General features: G+C 48.1%; 14 protein-coding genes, 1 other RNA gene and 2 pseudogenes. 11 read left to right on the top strand and 6 right to left on the bottom strand.

Going from position 1 to position 15,564, the window contains the following annotated elements; genetic code table 11:
- Window positions 1–13 precede the first annotated feature (13 nt).
- Window positions 14–676, top strand: a pseudogene (locus DWX91_RS15395) (UDP-N-acetylglucosamine pyrophosphorylase).
- On the opposite strand, the gene mgtE reads toward DWX91_RS15395, so the two are convergent.
- The 5 genes from mgtE to DWX91_RS17655 form a co-directional block, all read right to left on the bottom strand.
- Window positions 668–1,714 carry a magnesium transporter gene (gene mgtE / locus DWX91_RS15390; RefSeq protein WP_412693929.1) on the bottom strand — a complete coding sequence of 349 codons (1,047 nt, stop codon included), beginning with the start codon at window positions 1,712–1,714 and terminating at the stop codon, window positions 668–670. The pseudogene DWX91_RS15395 and the gene mgtE overlap by 9 nt on opposite strands.
- 8 nt (window positions 1,715–1,722) lie before the next feature.
- Window positions 1,723–2,118 carry a hypothetical protein gene (locus tag DWX91_RS18285; protein WP_412693928.1) on the bottom strand — a complete coding sequence of 132 codons (396 nt, stop codon included), beginning with the start codon at window positions 2,116–2,118 and terminating at the stop codon, window positions 1,723–1,725.
- 205 nt (window positions 2,119–2,323) lie between these two features.
- A complete protein-coding gene (locus tag DWX91_RS16805; protein ID WP_182435105.1) occupies window positions 2,324–2,473 on the bottom strand; it encodes a hypothetical protein in 150 nt (49 codons plus the stop codon).
- Window positions 2,474–2,536: 63 nt separating this feature from the next.
- Window positions 2,537–2,944 (bottom strand): TetR-like C-terminal domain-containing protein, encoded by a 408-nt coding sequence (locus DWX91_RS15380; protein ID WP_243099077.1) that lies wholly within the window; start codon window positions 2,942–2,944, stop codon window positions 2,537–2,539.
- Window positions 2,944–3,120: a TetR/AcrR family transcriptional regulator gene (locus tag DWX91_RS17655; protein ID WP_243022031.1), complete on the bottom strand. Its 177-nt coding sequence runs from the start codon at window positions 3,118–3,120 to the stop codon at window positions 2,944–2,946. The genes DWX91_RS15380 and DWX91_RS17655 overlap by 1 nt, the downstream gene beginning before the upstream one ends.
- A gap of 411 nt (window positions 3,121–3,531) precedes the next feature.
- On the opposite strand from DWX91_RS17655, the gene DWX91_RS17650 reads away from it, so the two are divergent.
- The 5 genes from DWX91_RS17650 to DWX91_RS15360 are packed head-to-tail and all read left to right on the top strand — an operon-like array spanning window position 3,532 to window position 10,248.
- The gene (locus DWX91_RS17650; protein WP_243099076.1) at window positions 3,532–3,924 is read left to right on the top strand and encodes a cytidylate kinase-like family protein; all 393 of its coding nucleotides are present in this window, start codon (window positions 3,532–3,534) and stop codon (window positions 3,922–3,924) included.
- The gene (locus tag DWX91_RS17645; RefSeq protein ID WP_243099075.1) at window positions 3,921–4,163 is read left to right on the top strand and encodes a cytidylate kinase family protein; all 243 of its coding nucleotides are present in this window, start codon (window positions 3,921–3,923) and stop codon (window positions 4,161–4,163) included. The genes DWX91_RS17650 and DWX91_RS17645 overlap by 4 nt, the downstream gene beginning before the upstream one ends.
- 25 nt (window positions 4,164–4,188) lie before the next feature.
- Window positions 4,189–5,157, top strand: a complete 969-nt coding sequence (locus tag DWX91_RS15370; RefSeq protein ID WP_118539618.1) for a cell surface protein — start codon at window positions 4,189–4,191, stop codon at window positions 5,155–5,157.
- A gap of 35 nt (window positions 5,158–5,192) precedes the next feature.
- Entirely contained in the window at window positions 5,193–7,634 is a 2,442-nt protein-coding gene (locus DWX91_RS15365; RefSeq protein WP_118539616.1) for an efflux RND transporter permease subunit, read from the top strand.
- Window positions 7,618–10,248: a hypothetical protein gene (locus tag DWX91_RS15360; RefSeq protein WP_118539613.1), complete on the top strand. Its 2,631-nt coding sequence runs from the start codon at window positions 7,618–7,620 to the stop codon at window positions 10,246–10,248. The genes DWX91_RS15365 and DWX91_RS15360 overlap by 17 nt, the downstream gene beginning before the upstream one ends.
- 74 nt (window positions 10,249–10,322) lie before the next feature.
- On the opposite strand, the gene ssrA is transcribed toward DWX91_RS15360, so the two are convergent.
- Window positions 10,323–10,663, bottom strand: a transfer-messenger RNA (tmRNA) gene (ssrA, locus tag DWX91_RS15355).
- A gap of 469 nt (window positions 10,664–11,132) precedes the next feature.
- Between ssrA and thrS the strand changes: the two are divergent.
- The 5 genes and pseudogenes from thrS to rplT all read left to right on the top strand — a co-directional run bounded on the left by thrS (window position 11,133) and on the right by rplT (window position 15,362).
- Window positions 11,133–13,069, top strand: a pseudogene (thrS, locus tag DWX91_RS15350) (threonine--tRNA ligase).
- Window positions 13,070–13,424: 355 nt separating this feature from the next.
- Entirely contained in the window at window positions 13,425–13,739 is a 315-nt protein-coding gene (locus tag DWX91_RS15345; protein ID WP_107000017.1) for a DUF1540 domain-containing protein, read from the top strand.
- Between the two features lie 505 nt (window positions 13,740–14,244).
- Window positions 14,245–14,739: a translation initiation factor IF-3 gene (infC, locus tag DWX91_RS15340; RefSeq protein WP_107000016.1), complete on the top strand. Its 495-nt coding sequence runs from the start codon at window positions 14,245–14,247 to the stop codon at window positions 14,737–14,739.
- Between the two features lie 37 nt (window positions 14,740–14,776).
- Window positions 14,777–14,974: a 50S ribosomal protein L35 gene (rpmI, locus tag DWX91_RS15335; RefSeq protein WP_022358435.1), complete on the top strand. Its 198-nt coding sequence runs from the start codon at window positions 14,777–14,779 to the stop codon at window positions 14,972–14,974.
- 31 nt (window positions 14,975–15,005) lie between these two features.
- Window positions 15,006–15,362, top strand: coding sequence for a 50S ribosomal protein L20 (gene rplT / locus DWX91_RS15330; protein ID WP_022358436.1), 357 nt, complete (start codon window positions 15,006–15,008; stop codon window positions 15,360–15,362).
- The last annotated feature ends 202 nt before the right edge of the window (window positions 15,363–15,564 follow it).

Raw genomic sequence — 15,564 nt, 5'->3', positions numbered from 1 at the left:
ACGCTGGCTTCAGATTATCTGAACAGTTACCTACCCGCTGGAGGCGCTGGCAGGTCTCAGTGATTTTATCATCGAATTGGGAAAGAGCCTGGATCCGGCAGAATATGAGAAACGTGGTGAAAACATCTGGGTTCACAAGACAGCGAAGGTATTTGACAGCGCCTATCTGCACGGACCGGTCATCGTCGGCAAAGACGCTGAGGTGCGCCACTGTGCATTCATCCGCGGCAGCGCCCTGATCGGAGAAGGTGCAGTAGTCGGAAACTCTACCGAGCTTAAAAACGTCATCCTGTTCGACAAAGTACAGGTACCGCATTATAATTACGTCGGAGACTCCATCTTAGGCTATAAATCCCACATGGGTGCCGGTTCCATCACCTCCAACGTAAAATCTGATAAACGCCTGGTGGAAATCCACGCCGAAGACGGCAAGATCGAAACCGGACGCAAAAAAATCGGCGCCATGCTCGGTGACAACGTAGAAGTAGGCTGCGGCTCTATCCTAAACCCGGGCAGCATCATCGGACGCGGCACCAACATCTATCCGCTTTCCAGCGTGCGCGGCGGGGTAGATGCAAACTCTATCTATAAGAAGCAGGGAGAAGTTGCTAAAAAGGAAGAGTCCTGTTTTGCGTCCGAATCACAAATACCTATTTTCACCGGTTCTCTACACTAAATGAAACACATCCACCAGCAAAATCTCCGCCAGTCCATAATAAGTCACAACCGCTACCAGATCATTCACCGTCGTGATAAGCGGACCAGACGCAACTGCCGGGTCAACCTTCAGCTTGTGAAACAGCATCGGCACCAGTACGCCGACCAGGCTGGAGATCACCATTGCGGTCAGAAGAGAGATGCCGACACAGCCGGAAAGTGCAAAAGAGAAGAAAAGACTCTTCTGCTTCATAATATGAACGAAAATGCCGATCACGACGAATGAAGCCGAACCGAGCAGCAGTCCATTTAAAAATCCGATTCGCATTTCCTTGAATACAAATCCCAGCTTCTGCATCGCGGAGATGTCCTCATCCATCAGGACACGGATGGTGACAGCCAGCGACTGGGTGCCGACATTGCCTGCCATGTCGAGGATCATCGACTGGAAGCAGATAAGAAGTGCGATACGGTCAACGATCGGCTCGAAAATGCCGACTACTGAGGAAACCCCCATGCCGAGGAAGAGCAGCAGCACCAGCCACGGGAGACGTTTTTTCAAACTCTGCAACAGTGGTTCGTGCAGATCCTCTTCCGAAGTAAGACCTGCCAGCTTTGCGTAGTCATCACCCATCTCGTCGTCGATCGCCTCGGCGATGTCCTCGTAAGTGATAGCACCGATGATCTTATGGTTCCGATCGAGTACTGGGATAGAATCCTCGCTGTAATCGATCAGCTCTTCCATACAGTCCGAAGATTTCTCATCCGCGTACACATACGGATAGGAGGTACTGATAATATCCTCCAGCTTCATGTACTCACGGGCAGTGATTAAATCTTTCAGCTCGATCGCACCGAAATAGCGCCCATTTTCGTCTTCGACGTAGATGGTGTCGATGTTGTCGTTGTCCTCCGCCTGGGAGATCAGATGGCGCATTGCCTGCTTGATCGTACAGTTATTGGGAATGACGATGTAGTTGGTCGTCATCCGGCTACCGATCTGTTCCTCATCGTAGGAAAAGATCAGGTGGATATCATCCTTAGATTCCTGATCCATGCGCGCGATCAGGCTTCTTTTTTCTCTGGATCTAAATTTTCGAGGATATCGACCGCCTCATCGGCATCCATCTCTGCCAGAACGGCTGCCGCCCGGTCAAGCCCCAGTTCATCCAGATAAGGCGCCGGTTCATCGAGATAGGTGAAAATCTCTGCCGTCATTTCCAGAGAGAGAATATTGTAGAGGCGTTTCCGGGTCGCAGTGTCCAGTGTTTCCAGAACCTCGGCAATATCGTTTGCATGGTAATTGTCGAGGTCATCCCGGATCACGCTTGCCGGTTTTCCGCTGCGGATGATCGCGCGGATATTTTCTTCAAAATTAGCATTATGCTCTGCGGTTGCGGCGATCGGAGCCGTTTCCGGGGAGCTTGTTTTCTTTTCGTCCATTTCTGGAGTCTGATTCATATTTGGTTCCCTCGCTTTCTGTCGTTCTATTTAATGCCGTTTGGGACGTACAGGGCGAGCAGTGCGGGGATAAAAAAATCCACCGCCAGTCGGGAACAGGATGAAATGTCGCAGATGACAGTTTCAAACCCGCGCCAGGGCGATGGACAAATATATATGAAAACCAATCGTACCGGGAAACGGTCAGCACTGAATCACCAGCCTGTTAAAGCAGGCAAAAATGTGCTGCCAGACAGCCCGATTCACACTCAAAAAGACCCTGCGGCAGACCAACAGTCTGGTACGCATGGTTGGAATTCATAGTTTGATTTTGCCCATCGCGACGACTTCGCCCGTTGCTGTCACAACTGTCCATGTGGTTCTCCTTTCTGAATTTTTAAAAATTGCAGTTTTATTAAAGCACGGAATTTCGTGAAAGTCAAGCCGGATTTTCCAGCACCCGGATGCCTTTTAAGATAAAGTCCTCTGTCAAGATTGCCATCTGTTCTGTGGATTCCTTCATGCCGCTTTCGATCCAGTACTGAACGGTACCGACACAGCCGGAAACGATAAAGGCGGAAAATGCCGCGAGCGTATCCGGATCGCTGGAACATTTGAGATCCAGCCAGCCTTTTAAACATTTATCGCTGACAATGCGTTTCAGGCGGTTGACAAAATTCAGATCACCGTTTTCTCCTATTAAAATAGAAACAATCTCTGCATTTTCCTGTACAAGAGGAAATAGTTCTGAGAGTGCGAGGGAAGGGCGCGCTACCAGTTCGGGAACGGGATGGTGCGTCAGGACAGACTCAACCTCCTCGACCAGTTCATTTTTGATCTGATCCATCAGTCAAAGACATCTTTATAATGAAGATAAAAGGTGCCGCGGTTGATGTCAGCCATCTCGGCGAGTTCACGCACCGTGATATCCTGAATTTTTTTTTCTTTGAGGAGGCGGGTTAAGCATTCTTTTAACTGGCGTCTCGTCTTTCGTACACGCCGGTCGAGTATTTCTTCTTTCATAGTGACTTCCTTTCTGAACGTTTCCAGACAGGGAAACGCCGTATGACTGTGTATCGGAGGCTGTGGATGAAGGGAGTGTTAAAAATAAGTAAAAATGGGCACACCAGATACAAAAAAACAAACATAATGTGACGAAATGTTGATTAAAATACAACTGACGTAAAAATGATTATTGTATTCATTCGAACAACTTAGTATAATGCATTATAGTTCAAAAATGAACAAATGTCAATTAAACAGACATGAGTTGTATATGCTCTATTTTAGATGTAACTGTTCACTGCGAAGAAGTCTTTTGTATGGAACGTTTCACAGACGGCAGGAGTGGCTGACAATCGGGAAAGGAACGGCTATGAGAACCTGCAGCATATGCGAAAGCAAAAGGAAATAGATACGAAGGTGGAGTCTGGTATGAAAAATTTTGTCATTACAATCGGAAGAGAGTTTGGAAGCGGCGGTCATAATCTGGGGCAGTCTCTGGCAAAGGAACTGGGAATTCCCTGTTATGACCGCCATCTGATAGAGGAAGCAGCGGTGTGCGGCGGATTTAAGATGGAGGAACTGGAAGAGGCGGACGAGATGAAGGCGAACCGTTTTCTTTTTAAGGTTCCGACCAAGTGCAATCCGTTTACCGGTTATGGAAAGCCGATGAATGATACCTTGTTTGTTGTGCAGTCCCAGTTGATCCGGGAGTATGCGAAGAAAGGTCCATGCATCATCGTGGGACGCTGCGCTGACAAGATCCTGGAGGAGACAGAAGGCTTATTTCTCTATTTATATATGCCCCGATGGAGGCGCGCGTGAAGGAGATTATGCGGCGTTACGAGACAGATGAAAAAGAAGCTGAATACCTGATCAAACAAGCGGATAAAATACGGAAAAATTATTATAATTTTTATGCAAAAAAGACATGGGCGGATAAAGCAAGTTATGAAATGCTGATTGACAGCAGCCGGATCTCGGAAAAGGAGCTGGCGGCGATGCTCCGGGCACTTTTAACGGCACGGGGAGTGGAACTGGAAACAGATGGATCCGATCAATAAGCATAAAGAAGAGTGAGGACAGCGTATGAAGGACAGAAATTTGTGGATGAAGAAGGAAGAAAAACGGACGGCGCCGGGGTTAAAAAGGGCGCTGAAAGCGGTTCTGGGACATAAGATAGTACGGCTGGCAGGAATCGCAGGAGCAAGTCTCCTTTTCTCAGCGTCTGCCGCCCAGACAGTGCTTGCGGATGATGCGGGTGTCTGGCAGCCGGTGGAGAATGGTTATTATCTGGTGGGAATGGACGGTTCTTACCTGACGGGCTGGCAGCAGATGGGCGGAAAATGGTACCTGCTCGGAGCAGACGGTTTGATGAAAACGGGCTGGGAGCAGGAAAATGGAACCTGGTATTATCTGCAAGGGGACGGTGCGATGGCGACCGGCTGGCAGAATATCGACGGAAAATACTATTTCCTGAAAGACAGCGGCGCGATGGAGGGAACGACCTTCACAAAGGATGAGACGCAGTATACGCTCAACGCGGACGGCAGCCTGGCGAACGCCAAAAAGAAGAAAAACACGGGCGGCGGCGCGTACACGCTGGCATTTCTGGATGCAGATACCCAGGCGATGGCGGACAGCTTAAATGAGCTGAAGGCGGACGCGTTTGACGGGGATGAGGAAGAAGATTACTATGACGATGACAAAAAAGATTACGATAAAGATGCCAGCTTTATTTTAAATGGAAAATTACAGCAGATCGCCGAACGCCGCCTGGCGATGGCACGCAGTAAGGGCTATGGAAGCAGCCGGATCCCGGATGAAGGCACACTTGATGATTACCTCAAATCCATCGGGGAAAGCACTGCGAGACGTCATACAGAGATTTACCTCATCAACTGTGATGATGTGACGCAGGCAGAAGAAAAGCTTCTGCGTAATCACGACAGCGACGAGAAAAAGCGCGTGGACCGGGTGATTTATTATAAGGAAATGGGTGTTGCACATCAGCAGGTCGGCGATAAGCATTATTATATGATTATTTTGATGCGGTAAGGATCGCAATCATTGTATGACAGGAGCAAGCAGGCATGAAACTGAAATTTTTACATAAACGCAAAGAAGAAAAACAGACGGAAAAAGAAGCCTTCTCCCTGCCGAAATTCATCATTGAGCGGAGCAGGGCGATCGAGATTGTCTTTCTGGTTCTGGTGCTGATATCAGCGCTCATGGCGCCGTTTGTCGAGATCAACTATGATCTGACGGAATACCTGCCGTCGACCGTCCAGTCCAAACAGGGACTGGACCTGATGGAAGAGAAATTCGGCTACCCCGGCACGGGGCGCATCATGATTGATGATGTTTCGCTTTATGAGGCGAAAGCCTACAAGGATAAAATAGAGGCGTTGGACGGAGTCGATCAGGTCATGTGGCTCGATACATCGACCAGCGTATACGCGGCGGACGCATTTATCAACTTTAATAGTGTTGATGAGTATTACAAGGATAATACGGCGGTTATGGATATTGTTTTTGTAAACGGCGACACGGATAAGAGGACGTCCCAGACGATTGATGAGATCAAGGACATTCTCGGAAACAAGGGACATTACGTCGGCATGGCGGTTCAGAATAAATCGCTGCAGGAAAATGTTTCGAGCGAGATGAAGCTGATTATGACGCTGGCGGTCGTGGTTATTTTCCTGATTCTGACCGTGACGACGAACTCCTGGTTTGAACCGGTGCTGTATCTGACGGTCATGGGTGTGGCGATCGTCCTGAACAAAGGAACGAACCTGTTTATCGGGCGGATATCCTTTTTGACGAACAGTGTGTCGGCGGTTCTGCAGCTCGCCTGCTCGATGGATTATTCGATTTTCTTAAGCCACGCGTTTGCGAGGGAAAAGGCAAAGGGACTGGATCAGATGACCGCGTTAAGCAACGCGATCAATGAGGCGTTAAACTCCATTTTCGCCAGCAGCCTGACGACGATCGTCGGATTTATCGTTCTGTGTTTTATGAAGTTTAATATCGGATTTGATATGGGACTCGTGCTGGCAAAAGGTATTGTCCTGAGTCTTCTGACAGTTGTGTTTTTCATGCCGGCGATGATTCTGCGTATGACACCGATGATTGAGAAAACTTCGCACCGTTCGTTCCTGCCGTCGTTTGATAAGCTCAGCCACGGCATTTATAATTGCCGCCGCCTCGTGCTGATTCTGATTGCGGTGCTGGTGATCCCGGCGTACACGGCGCAGAGCATGAACGATTTTCTCTACGGAAATGACGCGGTCGGCGCCAGCGAGGGAACGACGGTATATGAGGATGATGAGCTGATCACAGCAAAATTCGGACGAAGCAATATGATGATGGCGATCGTGCCGGATACTTCTTTTATCAAGGAAAAACAGTTCACGGATGAGCTGGAAGACCTGCCGTACATGAAGAGTGTAACGTCCTTGTCCGGGCAGCTCCCGGAGGGCGTACCGGAAGATTTCCTTCCGTACAGCATCACAAGCCAGTTACATAAAAAAGATTATGCGAGAATCCTTATTTACGTTAAGAGTAAGGGCGAGAGCAAGCTGGCGTACCAGTGCTCGGATGAGATCCAGGCGATCATGAAGAAATATTATCCGGAAAATTCGTATCTGGTCGGCACAACACCGTCCACACAGGACATCCAGACGACGATCACGAAGGATTACAGCCGTGTCAATGTGATGTCGCTGATCGGCGTATTTGTGGTTGTCATGTGGAGTTTTAAATCACTGATTATTCCGCTCCTTATCATGATTCCGATTGAGGTCGCGATTTTCGTCAATATGGCGGTACCGTACATCGTCGGAGACACGATGATTTTCATTGGTTACATTATCGTAAGCTGTATCCAGCTGGGCGCGACCGTCGATTATGCGATTCTGACGACGAACAATTATCTGGAATGCCGCAAGACGATGGATAAGAAGGAAGCGGCGATAGGGACGCTGAATCTTAGTATTCCGGCGATTCTGACATCCGGTTCGATCCTGACCTGTGCCGGATATATTGTATACAAGGTATCGAGTGTCGCGGCGATCGGCGATCTGGGACATTTGATTGGACGGGGGGCTCTGATTAGTATGCTTTTTGTCTGCTCCCTGATGCCGGCATTTCTGGTATTGTTTGATCATATCCTGATGCAGAACGAATTTGAGAGGATTCATCTGTTTTTCAAAAAACGGCGTGAACGCCGCCATGCCCGTATGAAACGGGCGGCAAGACGCGTGGCTGGTGCCGTGTGGAAAGGGAAAAAGCCGCTGGTGGATTCAGTTACGTCGAAAAGAAAACAATTCGAAGCTGAAACGAAAGCGCTGGAAGATACAGAAATGACAGAGACGGGCGGTCCTCAAGAGAAAACAGATTCCGATGCGGAGGCGCGGGAGAAACACAGAAGAAAGCTCCGGCTACTCGGAAAAGTGAGAGAACAAAGAAAAGACCGGAAACGGAAGATGACAGAAAAAAGGGAGGCTGGAAGCCATGAAGAAGATCATTAGAAGAGGAGCGGCGGTGACGCTGGCAGCGGTTACGCTGGTAACGAGTGCGGCAGTTCCTGTCCGGGCGGCTGCACCAAGAGTTCAGGTAGATGAAACGATGTATGTCAATCTGGACTATTATGGAACGGCAACGCAGATCAATGTGGTCAAAGGCTGTACCACGAATGGACTGACCGAATATACCGATTATGGTACCTATGACAAGGTGGTCAACATGACGGACGACACGGCGCCGGAAATTGGCGATGGAACCGTCACATGGAAACTGCCGGAGAAGAATTCGCGTTTTTATTATCAGTGTACGATGCCGAAAAACAGCGTCGATCTGCCGTGGACGTTTGACGTTTCCTATAAACTTAATGGAGTGGAAGCGGATGCATCCAAACTGGCGGGGGCGTCTGGTCTGGTTGAGGTCAATGTAAAGGCGACCCCGAATGAGAAGGCGAAGGCGTATTATAAAAATAATATGGTGTTGACCGTGTTGGTGCCGGTGGATATGGAGAAATGCTATAGTGTCGATGCGCCGGGGGCGCAGGTGCAGTCGGTTGGAAGCTATCAGGCGGCAATGTTTGCGGCGCTTCCGGGCGAGGACGGCGATTTTACAGTCCGGGTCGGCACGGATAATTATGAGAATATCGGAGTCATTATGATGATGGTTCCGGGGACCCTGGATGAGCTGAACCGCATCAAGGATCTGAAAGAGGCGAAAGATACCTGGCGCGAGGATGGAAACAAGATGTATGACAGCATGAATGCGCTGTTAAAGACGATGGAATCCATGAAGTCGGATGTTTCCGGCGTGAAGGGCGGTCTGGCAAATCTCGATCAGGCGCGTGGAACCGTCGGTGCGAACCGGAAACAGATCGAGGCGCTCTCGACACAGGCGCTTGCCGATCTGCAGGCGGTCACGGATCAGACGACGGTCATGATTCCGTATTTACAGACGGCGCGCGATGCGGTGACGGATATTAACAGCAACACACAGGCGCTTTCCAATACGATGGAAGATATGCAGGATGAACTGGATCGCCTGTATGACCGCCTGGGAAGTCTGAGCAAATCGCTCCGGTCGGCTTCGGATGAATTAAATAAGGGTCTTGTCAGCCAGCAGACGCAGGATGCGATCGAGAAAGATATTGTCCAGCGGACGGCGGAAGTCCAGAAAATTTTGGAAGAACTCGATAAACTTCTGGGACAGGGAAATACCTCCCTGGCGGTGACAGAACAGGGAATTGGAAGCCTGAATCAGAGTTTAGCCACGTTAGACGGCATGAAGCTGAAACGGATCCGCAAGATGAAGAGTGCGGAGAAGGAAGAGACATCTGTATCGTCGGAGGCGGCATCTGGAAACGGAAATGGTCAGACAGCGGGGGCGGCAGGCAGCGCAGATATCACGGATTCTGCAGGTGCCGCCGATCATGCAAAAACTACGGGTTCTGCAAATACCACGGATGACGCGGAAATGGCAGCAGGCACTTCGGCCTCTGGCTTAGCAGGAACAGAAAGTAAAGATTCGGCTGAACAGGAAGCAGCGGGTGCAGGCTCAGCGTCTGGTGCAGCTGGTAACCAGGCGGAAAAAGCGGCTGAATCAGCGACAAAGACGGAAGAGAAGAATCCTGCTTCGACGGCAGACAAGGCAGAGACGGATTCTGCTAAGAATTCGGGTTCCGCTTCGGAAGACAACTCCTCGGGTCAGGATGCAGCGGTGAATGCATTTGGAACCGAGGTTTCTGCGGGAGCCCTGACAGCCGGACCGTCCGGCGAGCCGGGAAGCGGCGGTGTCAATGATGCGAGCTGGGAAGATGAGATTGGCAATGCAGAAGATGATGTAGAGGAGGCGCTGGAGTCTCTGTCAGCGACTACTTATTCTGCGGATGCTGCAAGTCTGGTGGAAGAGACGAAGGGCATTTTCCAGAAAGTGGAGCAGGCGCAGAAAACTGCGAAAACGATTGTGAATAAAGTGAATGGTGCGTTCAAGACGGCGGGAGATATTACTGGCAAGACGGGTTCGACTTTATCGGCGCTCAGAAGTTCGACCGATGAACTGATTAATTTGCTGGATGATATGCGGGTCCTGATTGACACAACGGATAAATATGTGCCGACGATGCTGGATTCCCTGTCTGATTCTGAAGAACTGATGAACCGGCTGACCAGGGCACTTTATACCACACATGATATGCTCAGTCTTTTGAATGACACGCTGATTTCGGCAGGTGATTCGCTGGATGCCGGAACCAAGGCAACGCTGCAGGGCATGGAGAAGATTCTTGATAAGAACCTGACCATGATCGATCAGCTTGCGGCGGTTCGGGAAGCGGGGGAAGACATGAAGAGTACGCTCGATGAGCAGATCGATAAGTTTGAGGATGAGAACAACTTCCTGAACATAGATCCGGAGGCGGAGAAAATTTCCTTTACCTCCTCGAAAAATCCGTCCCCGAACAGCGTGCAGATCGTCCTGCGGACCGATGAGATCAGCGATGATGATGAATCAACCGATATCTCCGATCAGGAGGCAGACGGCAGCAGTGAAGAAGGTCCGTTAAAACGAATGTGGAATGTGCTGGTGGCGATCGTGAAGGCGATTATTGAGATATTCCAGAATCGGTAAAAGATGCAGAATAAAAATAGATAAGAAAAAGAACTGCCGCATCAGCAAATGATTTGCTGGGCGGCAGTTCTTTTTAGTGGACCAGACGGGAGTTGAACCCGTGTCCAAAAACCAATTCCCTGTTCTTCTACTATCATAGTCCGTTCTTTGACATTCCCTCTATCCTGCGGAAACGAACATCCTCAGAACTTCAGTAGTTCCTGATACGCCTGACAGTCCGGAACCCGCCTGTCATCGTTTCTCACATATTCGATGCCAGATTCTTAAAGTGTGAGTGCTCTAAGGCTGACAACTGCCAAATTAGGCAGCGTATGCTAATTTGTTGTTAGCGTTTAATTTTAAGTTTGCCATTTAACGCATCGCATGCGGATAGCTTCACCAGCTTCATGATCCCTGTCGAAACCGGTACTGGCCCTTATATTTAGATCCTTATTATCATACCATGAAAGAGGCGGTCTGTCAATGTAGTGAAAACTCAAGAGAAAAATATCTTGACAAAATAGAAACAGCTGATATAATCGAGACTGTAATGATGAACCAGAAACGGGTTTATCTATATAAAGAAAGTGTTGAGAAGACCAGTAGGATTGTGGAACTGGACAGAGAACGGCGTCGCAGGAAAAGCCTGAAATAACAGAGGCAGGTGGCTGTGGGTGGAAGCGTCGGACAGGAAAACAAATCTGAATACCAGCTTTGAATGTCCCTTAATCGGGAACGGTGATTCCGTTATCATCAGAATGAAGTGGAATCGATCCGAACGATCGATTCAATAAGGGTGGAACCGCGATTTATCGTCCCTTAGTCAGAAACATCTGGCTAAGGGACTTTTTTGGTTCTTCTGGTCAGGAAGCTTTTATTATTTCAGAACGAAAAGGAGAAAAAAGATGAAGATCACATTAAAAGATGGCTCTGTCAAAGAATATGCGAGCCCGATGTCCATCATCGACATTGCAAAAGACATCAGCGAAGGCCTGGCGAGAGTGGCATGTCTGGGTGAGGTTGACGGTGAGGAAGAAGATCTCCGTACCGTGATCGACCATGACTGTCAGTTAAATATCCTGACTGCAAAGGATGAGAAAGGTCTGGCAGCTCTGCGCCATACCGCCAGCCATGTAATGGCACAGGCTGTAAAACGCCTTTACCCGGAGACAAAACTTGCGATTGGACCGTCCATCGCAGACGGTTTCTACTATGATGTCGATCCGGCTACCCCTCTGACTGCAGAGGATCTGCCGAAGATCGAGCAGAGATGAAGAAAATCATCAAAGAAGCACTTCCACTGGAGCGCTTTACTCTGCCGAGAAATGAAGCGATCGAGTTCATGAAGGAGAAAGAGGAGCCGTACAAGGTAGAATTAATCGAGGATCTGCCGGAGGATGCAGAGATTAGCTTCTACCGTCAGGGTGATTTTACTGACTTATGTGCAGGACCTCACATGATGAACACCAAGGGTGTTGGTAAGGCATTTAAGCTGATGAATCTGGCAGGCGCATACTGGAGAGGCAGCGAGAAGAACAAAATGCTGACCCGTATCTATGCGACCGCATTTGCAACCAAAGAGGATCTGGAAGCATACATCACAATGATGGAAGAGGCAAAGAAACGTGACCATCGTAAACTGGGCAAAGAACTTGGCCTGTTCATGATGCACGATGCAGGTCCGGGTTTCCCGTTCTTCCTGCCGAAGGGCATGGTACTGAAAAATACCCTGCTTGATTACTGGAGAGAAATCCATAAAAAAGCTGGTTATGTAGAGATTTCCACTCCGATCATCCTGAATCGCAAGCTCTGGGAGACTTCCGGACACTGGGATCATTACAAAAACAACATGTATACAACTGTGATCGATGAAGAGGATTACGCAATTAAACCAATGAACTGTCCGGGCGGCGTTTTAGTATACGCTTCTGAGCCACGTTCCTACCGTGATCTGCCGCTGCGTATGGGTGAGCTTGGTATCGTTCATCGTCATGAGAAATCTGGTCAGCTTCATGGTCTGATGCGTGTACGCTGTTTCACACAGGATGATGCACATATCTTCATGACACCGGAGCAGATCAAGGACGAGATCAAGGGCGTTGTACACCTGATCAACCAGGTATATTCCCTGTTTGGGTTCAAATATCACGTAGAGCTGTCCACCCGTCCGGAAGACAGCATGGGAAGTGATGAAGATTGGGAGATGGCAACCGAAGGCTTGCGTTCCGCTCTGGAAGAGCTGGGACTGCCGTATGTGGTAAACGAGGGCGATGGCGCATTCTATGGACCGAAGATCGACTTCCATCTGGAAGATTCTATCGGAAGAACCTGGCAGTGTGGTACCATCCAGCTTGACTTCCAGCTTCCACAGCGATTTGAATTAGAGTACACCGGAGCAGACGGCGAGAAACATCGTCCGATCATGATTCACCGTGTTGTATTTGGTTCCATCGAGCGTTTCATCGGTATCCTGATCGAGCACTTCGCAGGTGCATTCCCAACCTGGCTGGCACCGGTACAGGTAAAGATTCTTCCGATCTCTGACAAATACGCAGATTACAGCAAGGAAGTTCTGGACAAGCTGACCGAGGCTGGCATCCGTGCAGAGATGGATACACGTTCCGAGAAGATCGGCTACAAGATCCGCGAGGCACAGACCCAGAAGATCCCGTACATGCTGGTTGTTGGACAGAAAGAGGAAGAAGAGAAGACCGTTTCCGTCCGCAGCCGTTTTGCGGGTGACGAGGGCGCAAGCAGTGTAGAGAGCTTCATCGAGTCTATCCAGAAGGAGATCGAAGAGAAAAACCTGCGTGAGACTGTGAAAGCAGACGAAGCTAAATAATTTTGAAAAATTAAAAAATCAGGCAGACGCATCTGTGAGATAAAATCATGGATGCGTTTGTTTTAGTTTGCACGAATAAATCCAAAAAAGAAGCAGATACTACTCCTGAATCTAAAAACCAGTAACTGTTCACAGGCAGGAATTTTCTGAACTGAAAGTTCCGTACGATACAGTTCTGGTTGCAGATTTTGCCGATTTGGAATGCGAAGTATCGGCAAAATCCCGTTACTGGTCATACATGTGTGAACAGCAACGAAAACCATGACACATTGAAAAGTGTATCGCTGAAAAGTTTGACGGCTGGATGCCGGAGGAGACTTTCGGTGATGCATGTCAGAAAACAGGAGGAAAAATCATGACAAAACTGGATTGTAGTGTAACCGGATGTATGCACAATGCGGAAAACTGCTGCTGTAAAAATACCATTCTGGTAGAAGGAAAGACGGCGCAGGATAAATGCGATACCTGCTGTGGCAGCTTCGACGAGAAGAAAGGCGGCACATTCCGCAACCTTTTTAAAACACCGGAGAGCCGTCTCGAAGTAGAGTGCGAGGCAACGAACTGTGTTTATAATACAGACCGCCGGTGCAGCGCGGAACACATCGGAATTACCGGAGGCAATGCGACAGTTTCTATGCAGACGGAATGTTCGAGTTTCCAGAAACGGTGACTGATGCGGTTTTCTTTTTTAATAGAAGAAAGACTGCATAAATATTCGAAATAAAAAATGCCGCCGGATATGGAAAATTCTGTCAGGAAGGAAGCAAAACCGGGCAGAGGTAATGATATCCGGCGGTAGTTTTTAGTATGTCCGTAAATGTATTTGCGTACGTTGCCGTCATTCGCGCAACGCGTGAACCATATTTAAAAATCATTTGTAAATCTTCTCAAAAATCTTCTCAAAAATCTCGAAAAAACCGGTTGACATTCCAAAGAAACCATAGTATACTAACAAAAGTTGTGAGGAAACAACTTCACGAAGACAGGAAAGCAGGTTATCTACCTCACCTCAGCACGAGCAAGTGACTGTGGGTTCATAAATTTGAGAAATTTCCTATATTGGATTTCCTATTATGAGTAAGTGGATGGTCTGTACTGTTCACTTATTTTTTTTTTGACACTGAATCAACCAAAATCATCACATATCATGGGGGTGCACGACTATTAGCGAGTTAATGATTAACGAACAGATTAGAGACAGAGAGGTTCGTTTGATTGGCGAAAATGGAGAGCAGCTTGGAATCATGTCCGCAAAGGATGCTTACAAGTTAGCGAAAGAAGCGGAACTGGATTTAGTAAAGATTGCTCCGACTGCAAAGCCGCCGGTCTGCAAGATTATCGATTACGGTAAATACAGATACGAGCTTGCAAGAAAAGAAAAAGAAGCTAAGAAGAAACAGAAGGTAATCGAGATCAAGGAAGTTCGTCTTTCCCCGAATATCGATGAAAATGACCTGAATACCAAGATGAACAATGCGAGAAAATTCCTGGAAAAAGGCAATAAAGTAAAGGTTACACTTCGTTTCAGAGGTCGTGAGATGGCACATATGTCAAAGACAAAGTATATCCTTGACGATTTTGCAGAGAAGCTTGCCGATATCGCAGCCGTTGATAAACCGGCAAAAGTAGAAGGAAGAAGTATTGTACTGTTCCTTTCTGCGAAACGCTAGATATAAGGACATAACTATTATTAAGGAGGACTACACCATGCCTAAAATGAAAACAAGCAGAGCAGCTGCTAAACGTTTTAAAACAACCGGAACCGGAAAGTTAGTAAGAAATAAAGCTTACAAATCCCACATCTTAACTAAGAAATCTACAAAGAGAAAAAGAAATCTTAGAAAAGACATCGTTACTGATGCTACAAACAGCAAGGTAATGAAGAAGATTTTACCGTACTTATAAGATTCGAGGATTAAGAAGGAGGAAATAACCGATGGCAAGAGTAAAAGGCGGATTAAACGCTAAAAAGAAACACAATAGAGTATTAAAGCTGGCAAAGGGTTACAGAGGCGCACGTTCCAAACAGTACCGTGTAGCTAAGCAGTCCGTAATGAGAGCTCTTACAAGCTCCTACGCTGGTCGTAAAGAGAGAAAGAGACAGTTCAGACAGCTGTGGATCGCTCGTATCAACGCAGCAGCACGTATCAATGGTCTGTCCTACAGCAAGTTCATGTACGGCTTAAAGCAGGCTGGTGTTGAGATGAACCGCAAGATCCTTTCTGACATGGCTATCAACGATGCAGAAGGTTTCGCAAAACTGGCAGAGCTGGCTAAGTCCAAACTTGCGTAAGCAAAGAGCAGTGCGAAAAAAAGAAGCCACACACAGAAGCGTTGTGTTTACACAAAAGCGGCTGTGTGTGGCTTCTTTTTTTCATAGGGCGAATGCCCGACAGCGAGGAAAAACGAAGTTTTTTCGAGCTGCTGCACTGCGGACTAGAAAGAAGTGATCCATAGAAGCGTTGTGTTTACACAAAAGCAGCTGTGTGCGGCTT

Source organism: Clostridium sp. AF22-10 (assembly GCF_003478725.1).
GTDB classification, from domain to species: domain Bacteria; phylum Bacillota; class Clostridia; order Lachnospirales; family Lachnospiraceae; genus Otoolea; species Otoolea fessa.
The sequence above is the reverse complement of the archived record's forward strand: the minus strand, read 5'-3'. Positions and strand labels throughout refer to the sequence as shown.

Coding starts and splice junctions, on each gene's coding strand:
- infC (WP_107000016.1), top strand. CDS start 14,245: ATGATTAACGAACAGATTAGAGACAGAGAGGTTCGTTTGATTGGCGAA.
- DWX91_RS16805 (WP_182435105.1), bottom strand. CDS start 2,473: ATGGACAGTTGTGACAGCAACGGGCGAAGTCGTCGCGATGGGCAAAAT.
- DWX91_RS18285 (WP_412693928.1), bottom strand. CDS start 2,118: ATGAATCAGACTCCAGAAATGGACGAAAAGAAAACAAGCTCCCCGGAA.
- rpmI (WP_022358435.1), top strand. CDS start 14,777: ATGCCTAAAATGAAAACAAGCAGAGCAGCTGCTAAACGTTTTAAAACA.
- rplT (WP_022358436.1), top strand. CDS start 15,006: ATGGCAAGAGTAAAAGGCGGATTAAACGCTAAAAAGAAACACAATAGA.
- DWX91_RS15370 (WP_118539618.1), top strand. CDS start 4,189: ATGAAGGACAGAAATTTGTGGATGAAGAAGGAAGAAAAACGGACGGCG.
- DWX91_RS15365 (WP_118539616.1), top strand. CDS start 5,193: ATGAAACTGAAATTTTTACATAAACGCAAAGAAGAAAAACAGACGGAA.
- mgtE (WP_412693929.1), bottom strand. CDS start 1,714: ATGGATCAGGAATCTAAGGATGATATCCACCTGATCTTTTCCTACGAT.
- DWX91_RS15345 (WP_107000017.1), top strand. CDS start 13,425: ATGACAAAACTGGATTGTAGTGTAACCGGATGTATGCACAATGCGGAA.
- DWX91_RS15360 (WP_118539613.1), top strand. CDS start 7,618: ATGAAGAAGATCATTAGAAGAGGAGCGGCGGTGACGCTGGCAGCGGTT.
- DWX91_RS17650 (WP_243099076.1), top strand. CDS start 3,532: ATGAAAAATTTTGTCATTACAATCGGAAGAGAGTTTGGAAGCGGCGGT.
- DWX91_RS15380 (WP_243099077.1), bottom strand. CDS start 2,944: ATGGATCAGATCAAAAATGAACTGGTCGAGGAGGTTGAGTCTGTCCTG.
- DWX91_RS17655 (WP_243022031.1), bottom strand. CDS start 3,120: ATGAAAGAAGAAATACTCGACCGGCGTGTACGAAAGACGAGACGCCAG.